Here is a 15,130-nt window from a genome sequence, read left to right on the forward strand (position 1 = left end):
TGGTTGAAACGGGTGCTCGGCCCGTGTGTGGTGCTCCAGGCCGCCTGGTCCGTCGTGGTCCGGGCTGCCGGCCGGGGCGGGTCGCCCTCGGTGGTCGGCCGCTCGGACGGTGGTCAGCCGTAGACGATGCGGCGCAGCTGCCGCAGGGACAGCTCGGGTGGCGCCACCGCCCGCCGTGGCAGCTCGTGCGCGATCCGCTCGAAGATCTCCGCGTTGTTCAGCCCTCCGGACTGCAGCTCGCGGTGGCGGCGGCGCACGAACTCCTCGGTGGTCTCGTCGAAGTACGCCAGCACGTCCAGCACCACCCGGGCGGCCTCGCCGCGCTGGAGCGGCGTGGTGCGGACCAGGTGGTCGACGAGGTCGTCGTGGTTGGACGTCGGGCGTTCGAGCACCCGTCGATACTGCGTGGTAGCGCAGAGTTTCGCAAGAATCCTGCCCGATTTCGGGCAGGGATTGTGTGGAGGTGCGTGGGAATCGGCCGTTCCGGGGCGGAATGGACAGCGACCGGCGTGCGGTGAGCGGTGGGGAGGGCCGGCGAGCCGCGGCCGCCCCGCGAGCCGCCTTCGTGCTGGGCGCCGCGCGCGGCGCCCCTCGGCGGTCAGAAGCGGCGGAGTACGGCCTGCTTGGCCGCCGTGAACTCGTCCTCGGTCAGCACGCCCGACTGCCGCAGCTCACCGAGCTCCCGCAGTCGGCGCAGCAGCGCGTCATGGTCCTCCGTGCCACCGGCCCGCTCGCCGTCGCCGGACGGGAGCGCCGTCGCGGCCTGCTCGGGCGGCGCCGCCGGGTGCGGCATCCGCGCCGTGACCGCGGCCGCGACCAGCGTCATCAGCATGTCCTTGCGGAAGCCGTAGAGCTCGATCGCGTACGGATCGTACTTCGGCGGGATCTTGGCCGCGTGCCGGCCCATGACGAACCGCAGATAGCCGTCCTCCAGGCCGGCGGCCGGGAGCCACTCCACCGCGTGCACATCCGCGACCGAGAAGGAGCAGGCCCCCGAGGAGCGCTTGGACTCCTCGGTCTTCCAGTTCCACTCCAGGTGGATCCGCTCACCGTCGAAGGAGGCGGTGCCGTCGCCCGCCGAGGCCGACAGCGGCACCGACGGGCCGGGCAGCAGATAGCGGTCGCAGGGCCCACCGGGGACCTGCTCCAGCAGCAGCGCGTTGCGCACCTCGTCGACGAAGTACTCGGCGACGCCGGAACGGTCCTGCTGCACCGTGAGCTGGTACGGATTGGCCGCGTCCGGCAGCTTGCCGCCGGTGGCCTGGAGCAGCGGGTCGGAGCCGTCCCGCAGCCGCAGTCGCAGCCGGCCGGCCTTGCGGCCCGGCTCGTAGGAGATGCCCGCGAGGGCCTCCAGCGGGACCGTCAGCTCCCCCAGGGACTGCCGCGCCAGGTTCACTCCCTTGTCGCGGCCGGGCACGATCCGCACGCTCTCGCCGTCGAACGCCCAGGTCCCGTCCCGCTGGATGATTTCCGCCATGGGTGGAATTCTGGCAGGCGTGGCCCGCGCGGTGGTCTGGACCTTGACCGGCCGCGGGCCTCGCTCCACCCGGGGGAACGGGAGCCGGGTCGGCTCGCGCTTCCCGTCCGTTCGCCCGCCGTTCCCCTCGGCCATGCTCCGCGCACGCTCCAGCCCCGCAGGCTCTTCCCGTAGGCAGTTCGTTGAAGGGACCGCCCGTGAGACGACGCAGCGCCCGCAACCACCACAGAGCGACCCCGTCCCCCCTTCGGCCCAGCCGTCCTCCCCGATTCACCCGGCCACGCTTCCGGGCGCTGTGCGCCCTGCTGCTGGCGGTCACCGTGATCGGGGCGTCGGCCGGCGCCTGCGCCTCCCCGAGCGCCCCGGCCGCCGTGGACCCGGCCGCCGCGCGGGCCGGTCAGGGTACGGGCGAGGGCGCCGCCGAGGATCCGCTGAGCAGAGTGGTGCCCGCCCCCGCCGCCGTGCGGACCGACGGCGAGCCGTACGTCATCGGCTCGGGCGCCCGGATCGGCGTACCGGCCGGGGACCCGGCCGCCCGGCGGGTCGGCGACTACCTCGCCGAGCTGCTGCGCCCGGCCACCGGCTTCGAGCTCCCGGTCACCACGCGGAGCGTCCACGCCGGCGTACGGCTGCGCATCGCCCAGGTGCCCGGGGTGGGCCCGGAGGGCTACCGACTGGAGACCGTCGGCGGCTCGGTCACCATCAGCGCGCCCGCGCCCGCCGGGCTCTTCCACGGGGTGCAGACGCTGCGGCAGCTGCTGCCCGCGGCCGTGGAGCGGCGCACGCCGCAGCCCGGCCCCTGGCTCGTGCCCGGCGTGACGATCACGGACAGCCCCCGCTACGCCTATCGCGGGGCCATGCTGGACGTGGCCCGGCACTTCTTCACCGTCCAGCAGGTCAAGCGCTACATCGACCAGCTCGCCCTCTACAAGATCAACAAGCTGCATCTGCACCTCTCCGACGACCAGGGATGGCGGATCGCCGTCGACTCCTGGCCTCGGTTGGCGAGCTACGGCGGATCCACCCAGGTCGGCGGCGGGCCCGGCGGCTTCTATACGAAGGACGACTACCGCGAGATCGTCCGGTACGCGGCGAGCCGCCACCTCACCGTCGTGCCCGAGATCGACATGCCCGGGCACACCAACGCCGCCCTGGCCTCGTACGCCGAGCTGAACTGCGACGGCGTCGCGCCGCCCCTCTATACCGGCACCGAGGTCGGCTTCAGCTCGCTGTGCGTGCCCAAGGAGGTCACCTACCGCTTCGTGCGGGACGTGCTGCGCGAGCTCGCCGAGCTGACCCCGGGCCCCTATCTGCACATCGGCGGCGACGAGGCGCACTCCACCAGCCAGGCGGACTATGTGACCTTCATGGACCGGGTGCAGCCGCTGGTGGCCGAACGGGGCAAGACGGTGGTCGGCTGGCACCAGCTGACCGGCGCCCGCCCGGCCCCGGGCGCCGTGGCCCAGTACTGGGGCCTGGACGGAAAGGAGAAGGAGGTCGCGGACGCGGCCCGCGCCGGGACGAAGATCATTCTGTCCCCGGCCAACCGCGCCTACCTCGACATGAAGTACACCCGGGACACCCCGCTCGGACTGGACTGGGCCGGATACGTCGAGGTACGCCAGTCCTACGACTGGGACCCCGGACGCTACCTCCGGGACGTCCCGCCCTCCGCCGTGCTCGGCGTCGAGGCGCCCCTGTGGTCGGAGACCATCTCCACCAGCGACCACATCGAGTACCTCGCCTTCCCCCGGCTGCCGGGCATCGCCGAGCTGGGCTGGTCCCCGCCCTCCCGGCACGACTGGTCGTCCTACCGGGTCCGGCTGGCGGCCCAGGGGCCGCGCTGGGACGCGATGGGCGTCGATTTCTACCGGTCGCCGCAGGTTCCCTGGCCCTCGTCCTGAGCCTTCGCCCTCGCGGGCGGCGGTCTGGGTGGCGCGCGTCGTGTTGGGTGCGGCCCGCGCCACCCCCGGCCGGTTGCGGTCGGTTCGGCACCGCCGGGCCCCGCCGCCTCGGTTCTCACCGCCGCGGCGGGATGAAAGGGGTTTCCCCGTCTGTTCTGGGGCCGTCGCGGCGGGAGGAACCGGGGTTTCCCGCCGCCGGGCCTCAGCTCGTCAGCCCCAGTTCGCGGGCGATGAGCATGCGCTGGACCTCGCTGGTGCCCTCGCCGATCTCAAGGATCTTGGAGTCGCGCCACATCCGGGCCACCGGGTACTCGTTCATGAAGCCGTAGCCGCCGTGGATCTGCGTGGCCTCACGCGCGTTGTCGACGGCGACCGTGGAGGAGTGGAGCTTGGCGAGGGCCGCCTCCTTCTTGAAGGGTTCGCCGTTGACCAGACGGGAGGCGGCGTCGCGCCAGGCGAGACGGGCCGTGTGGGCGCGCATCTCCATGTCGGCGAGCTTGAACTGGATGGCCTGGTTGGCTCCGATGGGGCGGCCGAAGGCGTGGCGCTCCTTGGCGTAGGCCACCGACTCGTCGACGCAGCCCTGGGCGAGGCCGGTGGCGAGCGCGGCGATGGCCACCCGGCCCTCGTCGAGGATGCGCAGGAACTGGGCGTACCCGCGGCCCTCCTCGCCGAGCAGGTTGGCGACCGGGACCCGGCAGTCGGCGAAGGAGAGCTCGCGGGTGTCCGAGGCGTTCCAGCCGACCTTGGAGTAGGGGGCGGCCACGGTGAAGCCGGGGGTGCCCGCGGGGACGATGATGGTCGAGATCAGCGGCGAGCCGTCGTCCTTGCGACCGGTGACCGCGGTGACGGTGACCAGGCCGGTGATGTCGGTGCCGGAGTTGGTGATGAAGCACTTGGTGCCGTTGATCACCCATTCGTCGCCGTCGCGCACCGCCGTGGTGCGGGTGCCGCCGGCGTCCGAGCCGCAGTCGGGCTCGGTCAGCCCGAAGGCGCCGAGGACCTCGCCGGAGCACATCCGGGGCAGCCACTCCCGCTTCTGCTCCTCGGTACCGAAGCGGAAGATCGGCATCGCGCCGAGCGAGACGGCGGCCTCAAGGGTGATGGCCACTGAGGAGTCGACCCGCGCCAGCTCCTCCAGGGCGATGCCCAGGGCGAGGTAGTCGCCGCCCATGCCGCCGTACTCCTCGGGGAACGGCAGGCCGAACAGGCCCATGCGGCCCATCTCGCGGACGATCTCGTAGGGGAACTCATGCCGTTCGTAGAGATCGCCGATCTTCGGGGCGACGACGTCGTGGGCGAACTCCTCCACGGTGCGGCGGAGCTCCTCGTGCTCGGCGGAGAGCCGGTGGTCGAGCGACATGGTTCAGTTCTCCTTCTGGGAGAGTGCGCGTACGGTGCGGGACGGGCTGGGTCGGCCCAGATGCCCGGCCATCCACACGCTTGTGGCGGTGAGTCGGCCGAGGTCGACCCCGGTCTCGATGCCGAGGCCGTGGAGCATCCACACCAGGTCCTCGGTGGCGAGGTTGCCGGTGGCGCTCTTGGCGTAGGGGCAGCCGCCGAGGCCGCCGGCGGAGGCGTCGACGGTGGTCACGCCGTGCTCCAGCGCGGCGAGGGTGTTGGCGAGGGCCTGCCCGTAGGTGTCGTGGAAGTGCACGGCGAGCCGGTCGGTGGGCACGCCGGCCTCGTTGAGGCCGGCGAGCAGCTCCCGGACGTGGCCGGGGGTGGCCACGCCGATGGTGTCGCCCAGGCTCAGCTCGTCGCACCCCAGCTCCATCAGGCGGGCCGCGACCGAGACCACCTGGTGGACGGGGACCGGCCCCTCCCAGGGGTCGCCGAAGCACATCGACAGATAGCCGCGCACATGCATCGTCGCCTCGCGGGCGCGGGCGACGACCGGCTGGAACATCGCCAGCGACTCGTCGACCGTGCGGTTGAGGTTCCGCCGGGCGAAGGTCTCGGTGGCGCTGCCGAAGACCGCGATCCGTCGGACACCCAGCTCCACCGCGCGGTCCAGGCCGCGCTGGTTGGGCACCAGCACCGGAAGCTCGGCGTCCACCCCGTCCAGCAGCGGGATCAGCCGCGCGGCGTCGGCCAGCTGGGGTACCCATTCGGGGTGCACGAAGCTGGTCGCCTCGACGGTGGTCAGCCCGGCGTCGGCGAGCCGCCGGATGAACTCGGCCTTCACCTCGACCGGGACGATCGCCTTCTCGTTCTGCAGGCCGTCGCGCGGACCCACCTCGTGGATGCGCACCCGGGCGGGCAGCCCGGCGGCGGGCACGGCCATGGGCAGTCCTGGGGGCAGGGCCATCACGCACGCTCCTCGCTCGCCGGGCCGGTGTCCTCGCCGTCGTGCGGGGTGACCACGGCCAGCACCTGGTCCATGGCGACCGTGCTGCCCGCCGTCACATCGAGCTCGGTGACGACGCCGTCGTGCGGAGCGGAGATGACGTGCTCCATCTTCATCGCCTCCACCACCAGCAGGCCCTGACCGGCGGTGACCTCGTCGCCCACGGCGGCCTTCACCACCGTGACCGTGCCCGGCATCGGCGCGGTCAGCGCGCCGGCGTGGGCGGCCGCGGAGCCGCCGCGCAGCGCGGCCTCCACGGGGTCGTGGTCCTGGACGTGCCAGGCGTCGCCGTCCCGCCCCAGCCAGCGTCCTTCCGGGCCGGGCGCGGCGGTGAAGGTGTGGGTGAGCCCCGTCCACTCCATCGTGACGCGGTCCATGGCGGTGGCGCCGCCGACGAGGCGGGCGCGGACGGGTGGGACGACCGCCCCCGGGGACGGGGTGGCTCCCTCGTGCGCCGGGTCCGGCCGGTCGATGAGGAGCTCCGCGTCCCGGACCGGGCCGCGCACCCGGACCGTGACCGGCTCATGGCCGGGGACGCGCAGGTGGTGGAGGGTCCAGGCGGGGGTGCCGCCCAGCCGCCAGCCGGTGGCCGTGGAGAACGGGTCCACCCAGCCGGAGCCGCCGGCGCCCGGCCCGTCGACGCGGCCGCCGTCGCCGCCCGACCCATCGCCGGGGGAGCCTCCGGAGGCGCCGCGCTCCAGGGCGGCCTGGCGGAGCAGGGCCGCGGTCGCGTAGACCTCGTCGGGGACGGTGTGCGGCACCAGGGTGGCGGCGTCGCGGTCGACCAGGCCGGTGTCGAGGTCGCCGGAGACGACGGCCGGATGGGCGAGCAGCCGGCGCAGGAAGCCGGTGTTGGTGTCGAGTCCGAGCACGGTGGTGTGCCCGAGGGCGGCCCGCAGCCGGCGCAGCGCGGTGGCCCGGTCCGGGCCGTGGGCGATCACCTTGGCCAGCATCGGGTCGTACAACGTGCCGACCTCGGTGCCGGCGGTCAGGCCCGAGTCGACGCGCACGCCTTCGCCCTCGGGGTCGCGCAGCACGCGCACGGTGCCGGCGGAGGGCAGGAAGTCCACCCGGTCGCCGGACGCCCGCGCGGTCTCGGCGCAGATCCGCGCCTCCACGGCGTGGCCGGTCAGGGTGATGTCTCCCTGGGCGAAGGGCAGCGGCTCGCCGGCGGCCACCCGCACCTGCCACTCCACCAGGTCCAGGCCGGTGATGAGCTCGGTGACCGGGTGCTCGACCTGGAGGCGGGTGTTCATCTCCATGAAGTAGTAGGCCGACGGGTCGTTGCCCGGCACGATGAACTCCACCGTGCCCGCGCCGGTGTAGCCGCAGGAGCGGGCCGCCTGGGCCGCGGCCTCGCCCATCGCCGCGCGGGTGGCCTCGTCCAGCAGGGGGCTGGGCGCCTCCTCGATGATCTTCTGGTGGCGGCGCTGGAGGGAGCACTCGCGCTCGCCGAGGTGCAGCACGTTGCCGTGGCCGTCGGCGAGGATCTGGATCTCGATGTGGCGCGGGCGGTCGATCCAGCGCTCCACCAGCAGGGTGTCGTCGCCGAAGGAGCCGCGCGCCTCACGCCGGGCGGCGGCGATCTCGTCCGCGAGCAGCGCCTCGTCGCGCACCAGCCGCATGCCCTTGCCGCCGCCGCCCGCCGAGGGCTTCAGCAGCACCGGCATGCCGATCTCGCGGGCGGCCTCCGCCAACTGGGCGTCGGTCAGCCCGCTGCCCGAGGAGCCGGGCACCACCGGGACCCCGGCGGCCCGCACGGTCTCCTTGGCCCGGATCTTGTCGCCCATCAGCTCGATCGCGCCGGCCGGCGGCCCGATGAAGGCGACCCCGGCGTCCGCGCAGGCCCGCGCGAAGGCCGCGTTCTCGGCGAGGAAGCCGTAGCCCGGGTGGACGGCCTGCGCCCCGGTGCGCCGCGCCGCCTCCAGCAGCCGCTCGACGGAGAGGTAGCTCTCCGCGGCGGGCGCGGGGCCGATGCGGACGGCGGTGTCCGCCTCCCGCACATGCCGGGCGTCGGCGTCGGCGTCGCTGAAGACGGCGACCGAGCGGATGCCCAGCTCCCGCAGGGTGCGGATCACGCGGACCGCGATCTCACCCCGGTTGGCCACCAGGACGCTCTCCAGCGCCGCCGCCTTCATGGAAGCCCCTCCCTGGAGGTCCGCGGAGTCCGTCCGCGCCGCCGCGTCGTCGCGCGCGGCCGAGCCTGTCTGCACCATCGTCCGCATCTCCCTCATCACATCCGGAAGACGCCGAAGCCGGGCGCCGTGTCGTCCTGCCGCGGAAGCGGCGCGTTCGCGCAGGCGGTGAGGGCCAGGCCCAGCACCTGGCGCGTCTCCATGGGGTCGATGACCCCGTCGTCCCACAGGCGAGCCGTCGCGTAGTACGCGTTCCCCTGGGTCTCGTACTGCTCGCGGATCGGCGCCTTGAAGGTGTCCTCCTCCTCGGCGCTCCACTCCTCGCCGCGCGCCTCCAACTGGTCGCGCTTGACGGTGGCGAGCACGGAGGCGGCCTGTTCGCCGCCCATCACCGAGATCTTCGCGTTGGGCCACATCCACAGGAAGCGGGGGCTGTAGGCCCGGCCGCACATGGAGTAGTTGCCCGCGCCGTAGGAGCCGCCGATGACGACGGTCAGCTTGGGGACCCGGGTGCAGGCCACCGCGGTGACCATCTTGGCGCCGTGCTTGGCGATGCCGCCCGCCTCGTAGTCCCGGCCGACCATGAAGCCCGAGATGTTCTGCAGGAAGAGCAGCGGGATGCCGCGCTGGTCGCACAGCTCGATGAAGTGGGCGCCCTTCTGGGCGGACTCGGAGAACAGGATGCCGTTGTTGGCGACGATGCCGACCGGGTGGCCGTGGATGTGGGCGAAGCCGGTCACCAGCGTCGTGCCGAACTCGGCCTTGAACTCGGCGAAGCGGGAGCCGTCGACGATCCGGGCGATGACCTCGCGGACGTCGTAGGGGGTGCGCGAGTCGGTGGGCACCACCCCGTACAGCCCCGCGGGGTCGACCTTGGGCTCCTCCACCGCCCGCACCGTCCACGGCAGCGGGGAGCGCTCGCCGAGGGTGGAGACGATGGTGCGCACGATCCGCAGCGCGTGCGCGTCGTCCTCGGCGAGGTGGTCGGTGACGCCGGAGACCCTGGAGTGCACCTCGCCGCCGCCCAGCTCCTCGGCGGTGACCACCTCGCCGGTGGCGGCCTTCACCAGCGGCGGACCGCCGAGGAAGATCGTGCCCTGGTCCCGCACGATCACCGCCTCGTCGCTCATCGCCGGGACGTAGGCGCCGCCCGCGGTGCAGGAGCCGAGGACGGCGGCGATCTGCGGGATGCCGGCCCCCGACATCCGGGCCTGGTTGTAGAAGATCCGCCCGAAGTGCTCGCGGTCCGGGAACACCTCGTCCTGCATGGGGAGGAAGGCGCCGCCGGAGTCGACGAGGTAGAGGCAGGGGAGCCGGTTCTCCAGGGCGATCTCCTGCGCCCGCAGGTGCTTCTTGACCGTCATCGGGTAGTACGTGCCGCCCTTGACCGTGGCGTCGTTGGCGACGATGACCGCCTCGCGGCCGGAGACCCGGCCGATGCCCGCGATGACGCCGGCGGCCGGGGCCGCGCCCCCGTACATCCCGTCCGCCGCCAGCGGGGCGAGCTCCAGGAAGGGCGAGCCCGGGTCCAGCAGCGCGTCCACCCGGTCGCGCGGCAGCAGCTTGCCGCGCGCGGTGTGCCGCGCCCGCGCCTTCTCGCCGCCGCCGAGTCCGGCCGCCGCGAGCTTCTCGCGCAGCCGGTCCACCAGCTCGCGGTGCGCGGCCTCGTTGGCCCGCCAGGCGTCGGACGCCGGGTCGGCGCCGCTCCTGAGCACCGGTGCCTGCTCCATGGGTACGAGCCCCCTTGCTCGATCCTGCCGATCCGCCGCCCGGTGCCGCGCCTGGTGGGCGCCGACCCCGGTCCGGTCGATCCGTCGTTGAGCGCTCTGTCGTCGAGCGACCCGTCCCCGCGCGATCCGCCGAGGAACGGTGCGTCGATGAGCGATCTGGTACTGGGCGATCTGTTGCTGAGCGATCTGTTAATGAGCGTTAACCTATTGCCTTCAGGTTAACGACCACTAACGCCGCTGTCTAGAATCAATTTCATGAGCACGCATGCCCCCGCCCCGACCCGACGCGAGCAGATCCTCAGGGAGGCGGCCCGGCTCTTCGCCGAGCGCGGTTTCCACGGCGTGGGTGTGGACGAGATAGGCGCGGCGGTGGGCATCAGCGGCCCCGGTCTCTACCGCCACTTCGCGGGCAAGGACGCGATGCTCGCCGAGCTGCTGGTCGGGATCAGCGGCCGGCTGCTGACCGGCGGCAAGCGGCGCGTCGCGGAGGCGGCGACCGCCGGCGACGGCCCGGCGGCCGTGCTGGACTCGCTGATCGAGGGCCACATCGACTTCGCGCTGGACGACCGCCCGCTGATCACGCTGCACGACCGCGAGCTGGACCGGCTGCGGGACAGCGACCGCAAGTTGGTGCGCCAGCTCCAGCGGCAGTACGTCGAGCTGTGGGTCGAGGTGGTGCGCCAGGTCTATCCGGCGCTGGCCGAGGCCGAGGCGCGCGCCGCCGTGCACGCCGTCTTCGGGCTGCTCAACTCCACGCCGCACCTGGGGCGCCCCGGCGCCCTCCCCGGTCGCGGCGCCACCGCGGACCTGCTGCACCGGCTGGCGCTGGGTGCCTTCGCGGCCGCGGCGGGCGTGGGCCCCGGGGCGGACGGATCTGGACAGCGCTACTGACCGCCGGGTAACTTTCGATCCCGTAACTGAGCAAGCGCTTAGAAGGTGCCGCGCGCTGGGGCCGGCCCAGCCGGGGAGGCTGTTCCAGCCGGGGAGGCTGTTCATGCGTCGGACGGTGTTCAACGAGGACCACGAGGCGTTCCGCGAGACCATACGGGAGTTCATCGCCGCCGAGGTCGTGCCCCGGTACGACCAGTGGCGGGAGGCCGGCCAGGCGCCCCGCGACTTCTACAAGAAGCTGGGTGAGCTGGGCGTCTTCGGCATCGAGGTGCCCGAGGAGTACGGCGGCGCCGGTCAGACCAGCTTCAAGTTCCACGCGGTGATCGCCGAGGAGGTCGCGCGGGCGGGCGTGACCTTCGGCGGCAGCGGGGTGCACACCGCGCTCTGCCTGCCGTACCTGCTCGCCTACGCCACCGAGGAGCAGAAGCGGCGCTGGCTGCCGCCCTTCGTCTCCGGCGACATGATGACGGCGATCGCCATGACCGAGCCCGGCACCGGCTCCGACCTGGCGGGCATGCGCACCACCGCCAAGCTCTCCGCGGACGGCCGCCACTACGTCCTCAACGGCGCCAAGACCTTCATCACCGGCGGCGTCCACGCCGACCGCGTCCTGGTCTGCGCCCGCACCGCACCTCCCACCCCCGAGGACCGTCGCGGCGGCATCTCCATCCTGGTCGTCGACACCACCAGCGAGGGGTACGCCGTCGGCCGCAAGCTGGAGAAGCTGGGGCTGCACACCTCCGACACCGCCGAACTGTCCTTCACCGACGTGCGGGTGCCGGTCGAGGACCTGCTGGGCGAGGAGGGCCGGGCGTTCGAGTACCTCACCCACAACCTGCCGCAGGAGCGGCTCGGCATCGCCTTCGGCGCGTACGCCCAGGCCGCCGCGGCCGTGGAGTTCGCCAAGGAGTACGTGCGCGACCGCACCGTCTTCGGGCAGCCCGTGGCGTCCTTCCAGAACACCAAGTTCGTGCTGGCCGACTGCAAGGCCGAGGTGGACGCGATGCAGGCGGTCGTCGACCGGGCGCTGGACGCCCACGACGCCGGGGATCTGACCGCCGCCGACGCCGCCTCGGCGAAGCTGTTCACCACCGAACGCGCCGCCGTCGTCATCGACAAGTGCCTCCAACTGCACGGCGGCTACGGCTACATGATGGAGTACCCCATCGCCCGGCTCTACGCGGACACCCGCGTCAGCCGCATCTACGGCGGAACCAGCGAGGTCATGCGCTCCATCATCGCCAAGTCCATGGGCCTGTGACGGGCCCGCGACGCCCGACGAACGACGCACCGGTCACACCACCCACCACGCCTGCCCCGCCCGCCCCGCCCGCCGGAGCCGACGCGCTCCACGGGCACGCCGCGCGGACACTCCCAGGCACTCCGACGCACTCCGGACGAACGAAGCGCCCAGATGAACGAAGCACTCCAGGATCTGCTCGACCTGCTCGACCTGGAACAGGTCGAGCGGGACATCTTCCGCGGCACCAGCCGCCCCTCCCTGGTGGAGCGGGTCTTCGGCGGCCAGGTCGCGGCCCAGGCGCTGGTCGCCGCGGGCCGCACCGTCCCCGAGGACCGCACGCCGCACTCGCTGCACTCGTACTTCCTGCGCCCCGGCGACCCCGGCGCGCCGATCGTCTACACGGTCGACCGCATCCGCGACGGCTACTCCTTCACCACCCGCCGGGTGGTGGCCGTGCAGCACGGCAAGGCGATCTTCCACCTCTCGGCCTCCTTCCAGCGCGCCGAGGAGGGGCTGGAGCACCAGGAGCCGATGCCGGCCGCCCCGGACCCGCTGACGCTCCCCACCGCGGAGGAGCTGCTGCCGCGGTACGCGCACCTCTTCGGCGACCCGGTGGTCAGCCGGCGCATGCTGGAGGCGCGGGCCGCCGTCGATGTGCGCTACGTGGACGCCCCGCCGTACGGCACCATCGGCGAACCGCGCGAGCCGAGGTCACAGGTGTGGTTCCGCACCAACGGCAAACTGGACGGCGAACAGGACCGTCCACTGCTGCACATCTGTCTGGCGACCTACGTCTCGGACATGACCCTGCTGGACTCGGTGCTGCTCGCGCACGGTCGCGGCGGCTGGGCCGTCGGCGACGTGGTCGGCGCCAGCCTGGACCACGCCATGTGGTTCCACCGCCCCTTCCGCGCGGACGAGTGGCTCCTCTACGACCAGGAGAGCCCGACCACGGCGGGCGGGCGGGGACTGGCCAAGGGCCGGATCTTCACCGCGGACGGTCGGCTCGCCGTGTCGGTGATCCAGGAGGGTCTGGTGCGGGTCCCGCGCGGGCGAGAGTGAACCGGGTGGCCCGGCGGCGCGACGCCGCGGTGGAGGGGCGGTCCGGCGCCACGGTGGACCGTGGCGCGGATGATCTGACGGCTCGGCGGCTCGGCGCCGCGGTGGACTGGCGGCGGCACCCGCCCCGAGGCCGTGGGGCTGGAGGGCGGGACCGCCGGGTGGCCGGCCGGAGCTGGGGTGCGGACGCGCCCCTGGCCGCTGTGGGATGGCGGGGCGCCGTGAGGCCGCGGGTGGTGCCGGCGCGAGGTCGCGCCCGGGCACCGGAGATCGCGTGGGCCGGTCCCCGCCCCACGGAGCGATGGCGCGGCCCTCGGTCAGTAGGCGTCGGTAGGCGTCAGTAGGCCGGGGAGAGGCCCGCGGCGTCCAGCAGATAGGCGGTCATCGGGTCGTAGAAGCGCGGGTTGACGACGTGGTCGTCGAGCGGGACCACCACGGCCAGCGCGCCCTCCGCCTCGCCGATGAACAGCGCCGGGTCGTTGCAGTCCGCGTACCCGACCGCGTCGATGCCGCGCTGCCCCGCGCACCCCGTCCAGCCGTGGTCGGCCACCACCAGGTCCGGCAGCGGCCGCCCCTCGCGCGCCAGCCCGTCCAGGATCGCCGCCATGGGTGCGGGGGAGTGGGTGTGCCACAGCGTCGCGCCGCGCTCCAGCACCGCGACGTCGGCGAACTGGAAGACGAATCCCTCGTCGGCCTGGAGCCCGCCGGGGATCTCCATGATCTCGCAGCCCGCGGCCCGCAGCGCGGCGGCGGTCGCGCGGTGCACGTCCAGCAGCCCGCCCGGGTGGCCGGTGGCGAACAGCACCCGCTCGCCCGCCTCGGCCGCCTTGCGCAGCACCGCCGCCATCCGGTCCAGGGCACCGACGGTCAGCTCCGGGTCGATGGTGTCCTGGCCCACCCGGTGCTCCGGGTCGTCGATCACCCCACACCGCTCCGCCATGACCGCGAGGACGTCCTGCTCGTCCGTCCAGCGGTCGCCCAGCTCCAGACCCAGCCAGTAGTGGCGGTCGCCGTTGGCGAGGCTGCGGTAGTGAGACAGGTTGTTGCCGCGCGGAGTGGCGACGTTGCCGGCGATGCGGGTGGCCACCAGGTGGTCGATCAGTTCGGCGCGGCTGGGCACGGAGCTGGCTATTCGGGGGTACGGGGGTCGTCCCCCGGAAGAAGGCAGCGGCATGCCGCCTATTGTCCTCCTTGGAGCTTGCACATGGACGTGGTGTCCAAATAGCCGGGCTTGGCCCTCGGGAACGTACATGTGCGGAATCCGCGGCGCTGCCTACTCTCGAATCACAGCCCCCGAAACCCCACCGCCGAGAGGCAGTAGTCGCATGTCCACCAACGCCCGCCAGCCCGGCCCCGTCGGCCCGGTCGACTCCTCTCGCATTCCGCGCTACGCGGGGCCCGCGACCTTCGCCCGGCTGCCGCGCATCGACGAGGTCGGCGGCACCGCCGACGTCGCCGTGGTCGGCGTGCCGTTCGACACCGGCGTCTCCTACCGCCCCGGCGCCCGCTTCGGCGGCAACGCCATCCGTGAGGCCTCGCGCCTGCTGCGCCCGTACAACCCGGCCCAGGACGCGTCCCCCTTCGCGCTGGCGCAGGTCGCCGACGCCGGTGACATCGCCGCGAACCCGTTCAACATCAACGAGGCCGTGGAGACCATCGAGGGCGCCACCGACGAGCTGCTGTCCTCCGGTGCCCGACTGATGACGCTGGGCGGCGACCACACCATCGCGCTGCCGATCCTGCGTTCCGTGGCCCGTAAGCACGGTCCCGTCGCGCTGCTGCACTTCGACGCGCACCTGGACACCTGGGACACCTACTTCGGCGCCGAGTACACCCACGGCACCCCGTTCCGGCGCGCGGTCGAGGAGGGCATCCTCGACACCTCCGCGCTCTCCCACGTCGGCACCCGCGGCCCGCTCTACGGCAAGCAGGACCTGGACGACGACGAGAAGATGGGCTTCGGCATCGTCACCTCGGCCGACGTGATGCGGCGCGGCGTGGACGAGGTGGCCGACCAGCTGCGCCAGCGCATCGGCGACCGGCCGCTGTACATCTCCATCGACATCGACGTGCTCGACCCGGCGCACGCGCCCGGCACCGGTACCCCGGAGGCGGGCGGTCTGACCTCCCGCGAGCTGCTGGAGATCCTGCGCGGCCTGTCCTCCTGCAACCTGGTCTCGGCCGACGTGGTCGAGGTCGCCCCGGCGTACGACCACGCCGAGATCACCTCCGTCGCCGCGTCCCACACGGCGTACGAGCTGACCACGATCATGTCGCGGCAGATCGCCGCCGCGCGGGAGGCGTGACGCTCCGCGCGGTGCGCCGACAGCGCGGCGCGCCG

Annotated in this window: 12 protein-coding genes; 5 read left to right on the forward strand and 7 right to left on the reverse strand. The window is 73.2% G+C overall.

The genetic code is table 11. The features are described 5' to 3' along the window. Positions 1–113: 113 nt before the first annotated feature. A complete protein-coding gene (locus tag CD790_RS13255; RefSeq protein ID WP_144383418.1) occupies positions 114–392 on the reverse strand; it encodes a hypothetical protein in 279 nt (92 codons plus the stop codon). A gap of 206 nt (positions 393–598) precedes the next feature. After that, positions 599–1,477 carry a DUF4429 domain-containing protein gene (locus CD790_RS13260; protein WP_144383419.1) on the reverse strand — a complete coding sequence of 293 codons (879 nt, stop codon included), beginning with the start codon at positions 1,475–1,477 and terminating at the stop codon, positions 599–601. Positions 1,478–1,674: 197 nt separating this feature from the next. Here CD790_RS13260 and CD790_RS13265 point away from each other — a divergent pair, with 197 nt between their 5' ends. Beyond that, the gene (locus CD790_RS13265) at positions 1,675–3,381 is read left to right on the forward strand and encodes a beta-N-acetylhexosaminidase (RefSeq protein WP_399217463.1); all 1,707 of its coding nucleotides are present in this window, start codon (positions 1,675–1,677) and stop codon (positions 3,379–3,381) included. 202 nt (positions 3,382–3,583) lie between these two features. Here the strand turns inward: CD790_RS13265 and CD790_RS13270 are convergent, their stop codons facing one another. The 4 genes from CD790_RS13270 to CD790_RS13285 all read right to left on the reverse strand — a co-directional run bounded on the left by CD790_RS13270 (position 3,584) and on the right by CD790_RS13285 (position 9,596). Next, positions 3,584–4,744 (reverse strand): acyl-CoA dehydrogenase family protein, encoded by a 1,161-nt coding sequence (locus CD790_RS13270; RefSeq protein ID WP_144383420.1) that lies wholly within the window; start codon positions 4,742–4,744, stop codon positions 3,584–3,586. Between the two features lie 3 nt (positions 4,745–4,747). Next, positions 4,748–5,692 (reverse strand): hydroxymethylglutaryl-CoA lyase, encoded by a 945-nt coding sequence (locus CD790_RS13275; protein ID WP_186319004.1) that lies wholly within the window; start codon positions 5,690–5,692, stop codon positions 4,748–4,750. After that, entirely contained in the window at positions 5,692–7,869 is a 2,178-nt protein-coding gene (locus CD790_RS13280; protein WP_144383763.1) for a biotin carboxylase N-terminal domain-containing protein, read from the reverse strand. Before CD790_RS13280 ends, CD790_RS13275 begins: the two co-directional genes overlap by 1 nt. A gap of 95 nt (positions 7,870–7,964) precedes the next feature. Further along, positions 7,965–9,596 (reverse strand): carboxyl transferase domain-containing protein, encoded by a 1,632-nt coding sequence (locus CD790_RS13285; RefSeq protein WP_144383421.1) that lies wholly within the window; start codon positions 9,594–9,596, stop codon positions 7,965–7,967. Between the two features lie 255 nt (positions 9,597–9,851). Here CD790_RS13285 and CD790_RS13290 point away from each other — a divergent pair, with 255 nt between their 5' ends. The 3 genes from CD790_RS13290 (at position 9,852) to CD790_RS13300 (ending at position 12,792) form a co-directional block, all read left to right on the forward strand. Continuing rightward, positions 9,852–10,487, forward strand: a complete 636-nt coding sequence (locus CD790_RS13290; protein ID WP_144383422.1) for a TetR/AcrR family transcriptional regulator — start codon at positions 9,852–9,854, stop codon at positions 10,485–10,487. 103 nt (positions 10,488–10,590) lie between these two features. Further along, complete coding sequence (locus CD790_RS13295; protein WP_144383423.1) at positions 10,591–11,748, forward strand: acyl-CoA dehydrogenase family protein; 1,158 nt, start codon at positions 10,591–10,593, stop codon at positions 11,746–11,748. 153 nt (positions 11,749–11,901) lie between these two features. Then, positions 11,902–12,792 (forward strand): acyl-CoA thioesterase II, encoded by an 891-nt coding sequence (locus tag CD790_RS13300; protein WP_144383424.1) that lies wholly within the window; start codon positions 11,902–11,904, stop codon positions 12,790–12,792. Between the two features lie 334 nt (positions 12,793–13,126). Here the strand turns inward: CD790_RS13300 and CD790_RS13305 are convergent, their stop codons facing one another. Beyond that, positions 13,127–13,963, reverse strand: coding sequence for a phosphatase (locus CD790_RS13305; RefSeq protein WP_144383425.1), 837 nt, complete (start codon positions 13,961–13,963; stop codon positions 13,127–13,129). Between the two features lie 151 nt (positions 13,964–14,114). Here CD790_RS13305 and speB point away from each other — a divergent pair, with 151 nt between their 5' ends. Further along, entirely contained in the window at positions 14,115–15,095 is a 981-nt protein-coding gene (gene speB, locus CD790_RS13310; protein WP_144383426.1) for an agmatinase, read from the forward strand. Positions 15,096–15,130: the final 35 nt, after the last annotated feature.

Origin of the sequence: Streptomyces sp. SAJ15 (assembly GCF_007595705.1) — a bacterium.
Lineage (GTDB): Bacteria > Actinomycetota > Actinomycetes > Streptomycetales > Streptomycetaceae > Streptomyces.

What these genes read in the sequence shown, in the direction of transcription:
- CD790_RS13260 (WP_144383419.1), bottom strand. Translation starts at nt 1,477, where the DNA reads ATGGCGGAAATCATCCAGCGGGACGGGACCTGGGCGTTCGACGGCGAG.
- CD790_RS13270 (WP_144383420.1), bottom strand. Translation starts at nt 4,744, where the DNA reads ATGTCGCTCGACCACCGGCTCTCCGCCGAGCACGAGGAGCTCCGCCGC.
- CD790_RS13275 (WP_186319004.1), bottom strand. Translation starts at nt 5,692, where the DNA reads ATGGCCCTGCCCCCAGGACTGCCCATGGCCGTGCCCGCCGCCGGGCTG.
- CD790_RS13280 (WP_144383763.1), bottom strand. Translation starts at nt 7,869, where the DNA reads ATGAAGGCGGCGGCGCTGGAGAGCGTCCTGGTGGCCAACCGGGGTGAG.
- CD790_RS13285 (WP_144383421.1), bottom strand. Translation starts at nt 9,596, where the DNA reads ATGGAGCAGGCACCGGTGCTCAGGAGCGGCGCCGACCCGGCGTCCGAC.
- CD790_RS13290 (WP_144383422.1), top strand. Translation starts at nt 9,852, where the DNA reads ATGAGCACGCATGCCCCCGCCCCGACCCGACGCGAGCAGATCCTCAGG.
- CD790_RS13295 (WP_144383423.1), top strand. Translation starts at nt 10,591, where the DNA reads ATGCGTCGGACGGTGTTCAACGAGGACCACGAGGCGTTCCGCGAGACC.
- CD790_RS13300 (WP_144383424.1), top strand. Translation starts at nt 11,902, where the DNA reads ATGAACGAAGCACTCCAGGATCTGCTCGACCTGCTCGACCTGGAACAG.
- CD790_RS13305 (WP_144383425.1), bottom strand. Translation starts at nt 13,963, where the DNA reads ATGCCGCTGCCTTCTTCCGGGGGACGACCCCCGTACCCCCGAATAGCC.
- speB (WP_144383426.1), top strand. Translation starts at nt 14,115, where the DNA reads ATGTCCACCAACGCCCGCCAGCCCGGCCCCGTCGGCCCGGTCGACTCC.